At 57.1% G+C, this 11,198-nt stretch carries 11 protein-coding genes; 6 read left to right on the forward strand and 5 right to left on the reverse strand.

The genetic code is table 11. The annotated features are described in order from the left end of the window. Positions 1–52 precede the first annotated feature (52 nt). Together AC2FNB_RS18890 and AC2FNB_RS18895 are read right to left on the reverse strand one after the other, a co-directional pair. On the reverse strand, positions 53–1,243 hold the full coding sequence (locus AC2FNB_RS18890; RefSeq protein ID WP_496748394.1) for a DegT/DnrJ/EryC1/StrS family aminotransferase: 1,191 nt from the start codon (positions 1,241–1,243) through the stop codon (positions 53–55). A gap of 47 nt (positions 1,244–1,290) precedes the next feature. Beyond that, positions 1,291–1,974 carry an HAD-IA family hydrolase gene (locus tag AC2FNB_RS18895; RefSeq protein ID WP_496748395.1) on the reverse strand — a complete coding sequence of 228 codons (684 nt, stop codon included), beginning with the start codon at positions 1,972–1,974 and terminating at the stop codon, positions 1,291–1,293. 133 nt (positions 1,975–2,107) lie between these two features. Here AC2FNB_RS18895 and glmU point away from each other — a divergent pair, with 133 nt between their 5' ends. Genes glmU through AC2FNB_RS18915 form a run of 4 tightly spaced genes read left to right on the forward strand, consistent with a single transcriptional unit; the run spans position 2,108 to position 6,524 of the window. After that, on the forward strand, positions 2,108–3,457 hold the full coding sequence (gene glmU / locus AC2FNB_RS18900) for a bifunctional UDP-N-acetylglucosamine diphosphorylase/glucosamine-1-phosphate N-acetyltransferase GlmU (RefSeq protein WP_496748396.1): 1,350 nt from the start codon (positions 2,108–2,110) through the stop codon (positions 3,455–3,457). 6 nt (positions 3,458–3,463) lie between these two features. Continuing rightward, entirely contained in the window at positions 3,464–5,284 is a 1,821-nt protein-coding gene (gene glmS, locus AC2FNB_RS18905) for a glutamine--fructose-6-phosphate transaminase (isomerizing) (protein WP_496748397.1), read from the forward strand. Positions 5,285–5,287: 3 nt separating this feature from the next. After that, entirely contained in the window at positions 5,288–5,830 is a 543-nt protein-coding gene (locus AC2FNB_RS18910) for a pyridoxamine 5'-phosphate oxidase family protein (RefSeq protein ID WP_496748398.1), read from the forward strand. Positions 5,831–5,837: 7 nt separating this feature from the next. Next, positions 5,838–6,524 carry a DNA alkylation repair protein gene (locus tag AC2FNB_RS18915; RefSeq protein ID WP_496748399.1) on the forward strand — a complete coding sequence of 229 codons (687 nt, stop codon included), beginning with the start codon at positions 5,838–5,840 and terminating at the stop codon, positions 6,522–6,524. On the opposite strand, the gene AC2FNB_RS18920 is transcribed toward AC2FNB_RS18915, so the two are convergent. Continuing rightward, positions 6,512–6,844 carry a hypothetical protein gene (locus AC2FNB_RS18920; RefSeq protein ID WP_496748400.1) on the reverse strand — a complete coding sequence of 111 codons (333 nt, stop codon included), beginning with the start codon at positions 6,842–6,844 and terminating at the stop codon, positions 6,512–6,514. The two genes, AC2FNB_RS18915 and AC2FNB_RS18920, sit on opposite strands and share 13 nt — an antisense overlap. A gap of 183 nt (positions 6,845–7,027) precedes the next feature. On the opposite strand from AC2FNB_RS18920, the gene moaA reads away from it, so the two are divergent. Both moaA and AC2FNB_RS18930 read left to right on the forward strand, forming a co-directional pair. Next, entirely contained in the window at positions 7,028–8,035 is a 1,008-nt protein-coding gene (gene moaA / locus AC2FNB_RS18925; RefSeq protein ID WP_496748404.1) for a GTP 3',8-cyclase MoaA, read from the forward strand. 1 nt (position 8,036) lies between these two features. Further along, positions 8,037–9,335 (forward strand): 3-deoxy-D-manno-octulosonic acid transferase, encoded by a 1,299-nt coding sequence (locus AC2FNB_RS18930; protein WP_496748401.1) that lies wholly within the window; start codon positions 8,037–8,039, stop codon positions 9,333–9,335. 45 nt (positions 9,336–9,380) lie between these two features. Here the strand turns inward: AC2FNB_RS18930 and AC2FNB_RS18935 are convergent, their stop codons facing one another. After that, positions 9,381–10,544, reverse strand: a complete 1,164-nt coding sequence (locus tag AC2FNB_RS18935; RefSeq protein WP_496748402.1) for a M20 aminoacylase family protein — start codon at positions 10,542–10,544, stop codon at positions 9,381–9,383. 22 nt (positions 10,545–10,566) lie between these two features. Continuing rightward, positions 10,567–11,198: M20/M25/M40 family metallo-hydrolase (locus tag AC2FNB_RS18940; RefSeq protein WP_496748403.1), on the reverse strand; the 632-nt coding region annotated here is incomplete at its 5' end.

Below are 11,198 nucleotides of genomic sequence, written 5' to 3' on the forward strand. Positions count from 1 at the left end.
GTCTCCAGAACGCCGCTTCAAAATGTGTCGGACGCTGCCTGTGTTTGTTCATTCAGGATTGAAACACCGCACCGACTTCGGCCCGAATGATGCGTGCGATCAAACGGCAATCGTCCAGCGAGAATGTCAGAGGAACACGCATGTCAATGACCCCAGCCAGAATGCGGTCGGTTTTTGGCAAGCGCTCACAATCGGCATAGCGCCAACTGTCATACCGCGAAGTGAAGCCACTGGGTTCCGTTCCGCCGAACCACTTCAGATCAACCCCGCGCTCGGCACATCGGCGGATCACCTCGCCGACGCGTTCGGCGGACCAGTCGAGCAGAAGAAACTGAATGGACGATCCGACATAGAATTCCGCCTCGAGTCGCTCGACAACGGTTAGGCCCGGCGTGTCACGCAAGCCTGCCTCGATCTCGCGATACCTATCGTTCCAGCGCGCCACCTGTGTTTCCAGATCGCGCAACTGGGGGCGCAGGATCGCGGCCCGCAAATTGTCCATCCGCCCCGAAATGTTCGGAGTATGGTACTTGATGCGCTCAAACACTTCCGGTCCCGGCGCCGCCACATGACGTTCGTATAGCATGTATGAACCCGACATCATCACCGCTCGCGCCGCCAGTTCCTCGTCATCGGTGATCAGCAAGCCACCCTCACCCGAGTTTACGTGTTTATATGTTTGGCAAGAATAGCACCCTATGGCGCCCTGCCGTCCCGACAGCGTACCGTTCCAGCGCGCGCCCATCGTATGCGCGCAATCTTCGATCACCCTAATTCCGGCTTCATCACAAATCTGCATCAACCGATCCATGTCGCACAGATGGCCGCGCATATGGCTAAGCATCAAAACTTTCGCCTGACCTGCCTTTGCCGCGAGATCCTCGAGGTCAATCGTCAATCCCGCGGTGACACCAACAAAAACCGGTCGACCACCCGCCGAAGCAATCGCGCCGGGAACCGGAGCCAACGTAAAGGCATTGGTCAGCACTGGATCTCCGGGTTTTACACCAGTAGCGCGCAATGAGGTTGCAAGCGCATAACCGCCCGATGCAACAGCGACGCAGTATTTCGCGCCCATCTGGGCTGCGAACTCCTGCTCGAGCAACGCCGTTTCACTCATCTCGCCCGGGACAACGTTGTAGCGATGCAACCGCCCATGGCGCATAACCGCAACTGCGGCCTCGATGGCATCATCGGGGATCGGCTCCTGTTGGGTGAAGCTGCCTGAAAACTTCTCGGTCATGTCTATTATGCTCCCAGCAATACTACGGGCAGAGGTTGGAAAGCTGGCTACAACCCGACTGGCTCTGGTTGCCCGATCAACTCCGCGACCAAGGCGGGCAAGTGATCGAAATGATGCAATAACGCCTCAGGACCAAGCGCAGCCATGTCGTCGCCAGATGGTCCAAATGTTACCAGAACAGACGGAACCCCGGCAGCGCGCGCCGTGTTCCTGTCGGTGTCGGAATCCCCGACCAAAATGCACCGGTCCGGATCACCTCCGGCGCGGCGAACAGCCTCGCGCAATGGTTCAGGATCGGGTTTGCGCACAGGCAGGGTGTCAGCTCCGATCAGCGAGTCGAAAATGTCACGCGCGCCCAGGCGCGTCAGCAGCAGATCGGCCAAGGCTTCGGGCTTGTTGGTGCAGATGCCAACCTTGTATCCTGCTGCCCGCAACGCATCCACCGCAGCCAGCGCACCAGGGTAGAATTGCGTGTGGTGGTCGATGGCCTCTCCGTAAGCTGCCAGCAGGATCGGATAGTATTCATCGACCGTGGCAGCCTGATAACAGTCCAGACGTTCCAGACCATGTGTCAGCATCTTTTTTCCACCACGCAGGGCAATCCCGGCATCCTCGCCGGGCACTAGAATATCACCATGCCCCATCAGCCGAAAACAATGGTTTGCGGCCGCCAGAAGATCACCCGACGTATCTGCTAGGGTTCCATCCAGATCAAAGATAACCGTGCGCATTCCGTCTCCATGCTCGGCGGGATTTCGCCTTGTCGTGTTGCAATCGGCAATTTTGTTTGATCACCGAACTGCTTGCGCCTTTGGACATAGCGGATAAAACGGTCAGCAACAAAACGAAAGAGAAAACCTATTCATGAGCACTGCATTGGTCATCCTCGCGGCCGGAAAAGGCACCAGGATGAATTCGGAGTTACCAAAAGTTCTGCATCCGATAGCACAGGTCCCCATGCTAATCCACGCAATGCGGGCAGGCGCGGTACTGAACCCCGAGCACACCATCGTGGTTGCCGGTCATGGCGCGGAAGCCGTGCGCCAAGAGGCCTGCGCGGAAGACGAACGAGCGAGGATAGTTGTTCAGGACGAACAGTTAGGGACGGCCCATGCTGTCAATCAAGCTCGAACCGTGCTGGACGGGTTCCACGGCGACGTTGTGGTGCTGTATGGTGATACGCCCTTCATTCGACCAAACACTCTCGAAAGAATGATTGAGGCTCGGAGGGGGAACGATCTGGTCATTCTCGGCTTCGAAGCCGCCGATCCGGCGAGATACGGTAGATTGGTAATGAATGGCGATATGTTGGAGCGTATTGTCGAATTCAAAGACGCTTCGGCAGATGAACGTTGCATAACCTTTTGCAACTCAGGTCTGATGGCCTGCGATTCACAACTATTGTTTTCACTCATTTCAAGTGTCGGCAACGACAACGCATCGGGTGAGTACTATCTGACTGATTTAGTTGAGATCGCCCGGGATCAAGGCCTGAAGGTCACTGCCATTGCCTGTGATGAGGAGGAAACGCTCGGGGTGAACTCGCGCACAGATCTGGCGGCAGCCGATGCCGTGTTCCAATCGAGGGCACGAGAAGAGTTGCTGGAACTTGGCGTCACATTGATGGCACCTGAAACTGTCTACCTGGCGGCGGACACCGTGATCGGCCGCGATACTATCATTGAACCCCATGTCGTGTTTGGGCCGGGCGTCACCATAGAAAGCGGTGCCACAATCCGAGCCTTTTCACATCTCGAGGGCTGCCACGTCAGCCAAGGCGCGATTGTCGGGCCATATGCCCGTTTGCGACCCGGCGCCGAATTGGCCGAGAACGCCCGAATTGGCAATTTTGTGGAAATCAAGAACGCCGAGATCGGCGAGGGCGCCAAGGTCAACCACCTCAGCTATATCGGTGATGCCACGGTTGGAGCGTCGACGAATATCGGCGCTGGCACGATTACCTGCAATTATGACGGCGTGATGAAGCACTACACGAGCATTGGGGATAACGTCTTTATCGGCTCGAACACCATGTTGGTTGCGCCTGTCTCTTTAGGTAACGGGGCGATGACGGCAACCGGAACAGTCGTCACTCGTGATGTTGAACCGGATGCATTGGCGGTCGCGCGCGCCAAACAGGAAAACAAACCCGGTTATGCGCGTAAATTGTTTGATATGTTGAAGGCGAAAAAGGCTCGCCGCGATAAAGGATAAGTTTCTATGTGCGGAATTGTTGGGGTTTTAGGCCATCACGAGGCGGCGCCGATCCTGGTGGAAGCGCTCAAACGGCTTGAGTATCGCGGTTATGACAGCGCCGGGATTGCCACAATCAATAATGGCACACTGGATCGTCGCAGGGCGGTGGGCAAACTGGTCAATCTCAGCGATCTGCTGGTACACGAGCCCTTGGCCGGCAAGTCGGGCATTGGACACACACGCTGGGCCACGCACGGCGCACCTTCCATCAGCAACGCGCATCCCCATCGCGCCGGCCCGGTAGCAGTTGTCCATAACGGCATCGTCGAAAACTACCGGGAACTACGTGCGGAACTGGCTGATAACGGTATCAAGTTTCAAACCGAAACGGATACCGAAACCGTCGCGTTGATGACGGAACATCATATGCGGGGCGGTCTGGATCCGGTCGCAGCCGCCTTCAAAACAATTGACAGACTCCACGGCGCATTTGCTCTCGCCTTTCTTTTTGAAGGCGAAGAGGACCTGATCGTTGCGGCGCGCAAAGGGTCGCCGTTGGCCATCGGTCACGGCGAGGGCGAGATGTTCGTGGGGTCCGATGCCATCGCCCTGGCCCCATTGACCAACAGCATCACTTATCTGGAAGAAGGAGACCGAGCGGTCGTAACTCGGTCCTCCGTAGAAATTCGGACGGAAAGCGGAGAGTTGGCGAACCGCGAAATCCGAGAAATCAAACTCGATCACGCCCGAACCGGCAAGGATGGCTACAAGCATTACATGGCCAAAGAGATCAATGAACAGCCGGTGGTCGTTGCCGATGCCATTCGGTCTTATCTGCCATCCGGAAGTGAGCAGGTAAGCCTTCCGGAAGATCTGGATTTTTCCAAGATTGACCGTTTGACCATGGTCGCCTGTGGCACAGCCTTTTATGCTTGCCTGACGGCAAAATACTGGTTCGAACAGCTGGCGAAAATTCCGGTCGAGGTCGATATCGCGTCCGAATTCCGTTACCGCGAACCGCCTTTGGTGCAACGAACGCTTGCCCTGTTCGTAAGCCAATCGGGCGAAACCGCCGACACTCTGGCGGCGTTGCGATACTGCGAAGGAAAAGCAGACAGGATAGTATCCGTCGTCAACGTCCCCGAGAGCTCGATCGCGAGGGAAAGCGATATCGCCCTGCCGATTCATGCAGGTGTTGAAATCGGTGTCGCATCTACCAAGGCCTTCACCTGCCAATTAACGGTGTTGCTGTTACTGGCTTTGAAAGCTGCTGCAGATCGCGGAACTCTGACCCACGACCAACTATCGGATCACTTCTCTGCATTGCGAGGACTGCCATCGGCGCTTAACGCCGCTCTGGATCAGAATGACGCGATCCGGGTCGCCGCGCAGCAACTCAGCGAAGCGCGCGACGTCCTGTTCTTGGGCCGCGGACTTATGTATCCTCTAGCGCTCGAAGGGGCGCTAAAGTTAAAGGAAATCAGCTATATACACGCCGAGGGCTACGCGTCTGGCGAGCTCAAGCATGGCCCCATAGCCCTGATCGACAAACACATGCCTGTGGTGGTTCTGGCACCGCACGACGGGTTGTTCGACAAGACGACGTCGAACATGCAGGAAGTCATGGCACGCAAGGGCAAGGTCATTTTGGTGTCAGACGATGACGGCATTTCGGATGCCGAAGATGGCGTCTGGTCGACGATCCGAATGCCACATATCCACAACAGCCTTGCGCCGATCCTCTACGCTGTTCCCGCGCAGTTATTGGCCTATCACACGGCAGTTGCAAAAGGCACGGATGTCGACCAACCGCGCAACTTGGCGAAATCCGTAACGGTGGAGTAAGACATGTCCAAACAGTTTCCGGCGCTGGACGAAGTGCACCGCAAATTCATTGAAGGCCAGCATATCTTCTTTACTGGTTCGGCTGGCCCCGAAGGGCGTGTCAACATATCCCCCAAGGGAATGGATTCCTTGCGGGTAATGGACTCGAATCGCATCCTTTGGATGAACCTGACCGGTAGCGGCAACGAAACCGCCGGGCATCTGCTTGAGGCCAACCGTATAACGTTGATGTGGTGCTCTTTCACAACGCGACCGATGATTTTGCGCGTATACGGATCTGCTCGCACGGTCCAGGTAGCTGATCCCGACTGGGGAAAACTGTCCTCTCAATTTCCCTCTCATCGCAGCGCGCGTCAGATCTTCGACGTTAGCGTGGACATGGTTCAGACCTCATGCGGCTATGCAGTTCCGTTCATGGATTATCGATCCGAGCGCGACACGATGCAAAAATGGGTGGATGGAAAATCCGACGACGACATCCGCTCCTATTGGGTCGAAAAGAACCAAAAGACGATCGATAAGAAACCCACTGGCGTGCCAATCTGATCCGGTCATGCTGGGCTCATTTCTAGATCAAATCAAGGCACATGCCGATCCAGAACGATCGGCCCAAATGGCAGCTTATCACAAGGCGGATCGTCCCTATCTGGGCGTGGCCAATCCGATTCTCAACGAATTGGCCAAGACGTGGCGTCAGGAATTGGCGGTTGGCACACGGGTGGAACTGGCCAATGCTCTGTGGCAAACAAACATACACGAAGGCCGTCTGGCCGCCGCGAAATTGCTGACTCAGGCCCGTATCGGATCTGACGAGGCAGTTTGGGCTTTACTGCAAAGCTGGGTTTCCGATTTTGACGCATGGGCCGTCGCCGACCACGTCTGCATGGCGATGCAAAGACGCCTGACCGCTGATCCCGAGCGTCTGGATCAGGTCGAAGGCTGGACTAGATCCGAACATATGTGGACGCGCCGCGCCGCATTGGTCGCAACCCTTCCCTGGACCAAGCAGAACCACCCCAAGCCCGAGGATCTGCACCGGCGGGAAAGGGTTCTCAGTTGGGCAGCAGACTATGTCACGGATCGCGACTGGTTCATCCAGAAGGCCGTCGCCTGGTGGTTGCGTGACCTGTCCAAACATGACGCGCCGCGCGTCACGGCATTTCTGAGCGAACATGGTGCAACCATGAAACCGTTTGCCCGAAAAGAAGCCGGCAAATACCTGTCAGATCAGTTGGAATAAACGTTCAACTCGACCAACTGATCCAGCGGCAACAACATCGACTGCATTGCTTCCAAGGACAAACGGCTTCCCGCACCTTGGGGTCCCGGTGCAGGGATTAGCAGAACATAGACCTGAGCGCCGGTATCCCGTGTTACCACACGCCCGTTGATCTCGGTTTTCACCAATGGTGTCTCCAGCCACCGCCCCGGTCGCGTCGGATCGCCAAGTCCTGCAATGGTCTGCCTGGCCCCATTCCAGCCCGGATCGGCTGCGATTGGCGTCTGTGCCACCTCTTCGGGGGCTTCGGCGGAAACATCGGTGACAACGGACTCCGACAACGTTTGATTCTCTCCGAAGAGACGGTCTTTGGTCGACCGTATGGCCGAACACCCCGCGAGCGCGACAAGTATAACCAAGGCGATGTATCTCATGCCTGCGACCCTATCCGCGCCCACAAAGACATGCCAGTCAAAACGCTGTTGGCCCTTGCCGACGCCCATCACCCGCTTTACCTATGGCGCATGACTGCTCCGCTGATCGACCCGTTTGCCCGCGCCATCACCTATCTTCGCGTTTCCGTGACGGATCGCTGTGATTTCCGCTGTGTGTATTGCATGTCGGAAAACATGACCTTTCTACCCAAGAAAGAGCTTCTGACGCTGGAAGAGTTGGACCGCATGTGTTCAACCTTCATTCGCATGGGAGTAGAAAAACTGCGCATTACGGGCGGAGAGCCCTTGGTGCGGCGGGGCATCATGACATTTTTCAACGCCATGACCCGCCATCTGGAAAGCGGCGCGCTGAAAGAACTGACATTGACTACCAACGGCTCGCAACTGTCGCGCTTTTCGGATCAGCTCTATGCCGCTGGGGTGCGACGCGTGAATGTGTCGCTGGATACGCTAGACGAGTCGAAATTTTCCGATATCACCCGCTGGGGTCGGCTGCCGCAGGTCTTGAAAGGCATCGATGCAGCGCAAAAGGCAGGACTTCGGATCAAGATAAATACCGTGGCCCTGAAAGGTTTCAACGAGGAAGAACTGCCCCGCATTACCGAGTGGTGCGCCGAACGCGACATGGACCTGACCTGGATCGAGGTCATGCCAATGGGCGACATAGGCAATGAGGATCGTCTGGATCAGTACTGGTCACTGAATGACGTGCGCTCGGATTACGAAAGACACTATCAGGTGACCGATTTGGCCGAACGCACGGGCGGACCAGCCCGGTATGTGAGGCTAGAGGAGACTGGCCAAAGGATCGGGTTCATCACTCCGCTCAGCCACAATTTCTGCGAAAGCTGCAACCGAGTGCGTCTGACCTGCACAGGCGAATTGTTCATGTGTCTCGGGCAGGAAGATATGGCCGATCTGCGCCAACCCCTGCGCGATCATCCGAACACGGAGGAGGCCCTGGAGGCGGCCATTCGCGCCGCGATCCATCTGAAGCCCAAAGGGCACGATTTCGACTATTCGCGGCAACAGGTGGATGGCCGAATGACCCGGCATATGAGCCACACAGGCGGCTGAGGTGTCTGGCAAATCAGGCAAGGCCACATTGCTCTATGCGGCATATTGCGGCGCAACTGCTCTGTTGGCTCCAATTGCGTGGTTGGCGGTTCGCCGCAAGCTGGACCGTGCCGGTGTTTCCAGGATCCGACAACGGGAACGTCTGGGCCACGCAAGCCAGCCCAGGCCCGATGGCCAGTTGATCTGGTTTCATGCGGCCAGCGTCGGAGAAAGCCTTTCTGTTCTCGGCCTGATCAAACGTTTGGGTCTGCGCCTGCCCCGCGCAGAGTTTTTGATCACCTCCGGCACCCCCACCTCGGCCGCTTTGATCGAAAAACGCATACCTCCCCGTACCCGCCACCAGTATCCGCCGCTTGACACACCAGGGTCCGTGCGCAGGTTTCTCGCACATTGGAAGCCAGATGCCGGGATATTCGTGGAAAGCGAAATCTGGCCGCGGTTGGTGGTGGAAAGCTCTTCACGCGGCATCCCATTGGCCCTGCTGAACGCACGACTATCCGAGAAATCGGTGCAGGGTTGGAAGAAGCGCCCTGATACTGCTCGGTTCATACTGGATCAGTTCCAGCTGTTTCTTACCCAAAACGAAAAGACGGCCGTAAATCTAATCGAAATGGGGGCCGAAGCCGCCCGTGTGCAGCCCGGAACCAACCTCAAGGCGATGTCTGATCCTTTACCGATCGATAACAATACCCGAGACGAAATTCAGGCGCAAATTGGTGATCGCCCGATCTGGGTTGCAAGCTCTACACACGCTGGGGAAGAAGAAACCGTTCTCGCGGCCCACACTGAACTGTTAAAAAAATGGCCCAACCTCTTGCTGCTGCTTATCCCACGCCATCCCGAACGAGGGGACGAGGTCGCACGCCTCATCTCTAAAGCCGGGCTTCAAATGGCGCGCCGAACGTCGAAGGACCTCATCACGTCGCAAACGCAGGTCTATATGGCAGATACTCTGGGTGAGACCGGGACTTGGTACGCCCTCTGCCCCTTGGTTTTTTTGGGTGGCTCCCTGAAGGAGATCGGCGGACACAACCCGTTCGAGCCGGCTCAGGCCGGGGCGGCGATAATTACCGGGCCGGGCTATTTCAACTTTGCGGAAACGTACAAACCGTTGATCAGGAATGGCGGTGCAATCGAAGTGCGCGCTGCTCGGGATCTGATAAAAGCCATCACGCGATGGTTGTCCGACGAACCTGCACTGAAAGCAGCCCGAGAGGCTGCGCAAAGCTGCGTGTCCGATCAAAAACAGGCATTGGACGCCGTCATTGATACATTATGCACTCAGCTTGATCCGGCTTGAAAGATCGTCAGGGCACGAGAGTTGTTCGCCCGCGCCCATGGCGGATCACGCCGCTGGCATGCGTTTTTCGACAATCTCGGCCCACCAGCTGCACCCGGCAGGGATTGCCTCGTCGTTGAAGTTATATTCCGGGTGATGCACCATTGCCGTATCGCCATTGCCGACAAGGATATAGGCACCCGGTCGTTCTTCGAGCATGAAGGCGAAATCCTCGCCCCCCATCACCAGAGGCGCTTCCTCGCAATCGCCGGACACCGCGCGTGCCACTTCGGCGGCAAAGCCTGTCTGCTCATCGCTGTTGACCATAACCGGATACCCGCGGATGTACGTTACGTCCGCCGTACCGCCAAAGGTCGCCGCAACGCCGGTGCAGATTTCCTTGATCCGTTTTTCGGCCAGATCGCGCATTTTTTTGCTCATGGTGCGCACGGTGCCTTTGATCTGCACTTTCTGCGGGATCACGTTGAATGCCTTGGAAGATGTCTCAAACGAGGTAACCGATACCACCACCTGATCGATGGGGTCGGCATTGCGCGAGGCGATGGTCTGCAGCGCCAGTACCGCCTGCGCTGTCATCACAGTGGTGTCCACCGTCTCATGCGGTTTGGCGGCGTGGCCGCCTCTGCCTTCAAAGGTGATGTCGAATTGGTCGGTTGCCGCAAAAAACGCGCCGGGCCGGATCGCGAAACTGCCGACCGGCTTACCCGGCCAATTATGCATCCCATAGACTTCCTGAATATTCCAGCGATCCATCATGCCGTCTTCACACATCTCGCGACCGCCGCCGCCACCCTCCTCAGCGGGCTGAAAGATCACAACGACTGTACCGTCGAAATTACGGGTTTCGGACAAATACTTGGCAGCCCCCAGCAACATCGCAGTATGGCCGTCATGACCGCAGGCATGCATCGCACCCGGCGTCTTGGAGGCATAGTCCAGCCCTGTCGCCTCGTGAATTGGCAAAGCGTCCATATCGGCGCGCAGACCGATCACCTTGCCCTTGCTGTCACTCTTGCCTTTGATGACGCCGACAACGCCGGTGCGACCAATACCCGTGACCACATCGTCACACCCGAATTCTTTCAGCTTTTCCGCCACCAATGCGCTGGTGCGATGCGTTTCGAACAAGATTTCCGGGTTCTCGTGGATGTCGCGCCGCCATGCAGAGATTTCCTCCTGCAGCTCGGCAAATCGGTTTTTCACTGGCATATCTGTGTACTCCTTGAGTTTCTCAGGCCGCCGGCATCCGACGTTCGACCATTTCAGCAAACCACGAGCACCCAAGCGGAATGATCTCGTCGTTGAAATCGTATTCCGGGTGGTGCAATCCGGCGCTGTCACCATTTCCCAGAACGATGAACGCACCGGGCCGTTCCTGCAGCATGAATGAGAAGTCCTCACCCCCCATCACCATCGGCGCCTCGACGCAGCTGCCGCCGACCACAACCGCAGCTTCGGTGGCAAAGCCGGTCTGCTCTTCGGCGTTGATCGTAACCGGAACTCCGTGGCTGTAGCGAATATCGGCTGCTCCTCCGAACGCTGCAACGGTCCCGGCAACAACCTCCTTCAGACGGTTTTCGATCAATACACGCGCATCATTCGAATGGGTTCGGACAGTGCCGCGCAACCTGGCGGATTGCGGAATCACGTTAAAGGCGTTGGACGAGGTTTCCACCGAAGTCACCGACAGGACAGCTTGCAATGTCGGATCCACGTTCCGCGATACCACCGTTTGCAGCGCAATGATGACCTGAGCCAGCATAACCGTGGTGTCTACTGTGTCATGCGGCTTGGCCGCGTGGCCACCGCGCCCGGTCAATTGAATGTCAAACTCGTCCGCCGCCGCCAGCAAAGGCCCGGAAC

The sequence above is a fragment of the Ruegeria sp. BHSB058 genome (assembly GCF_059613285.1).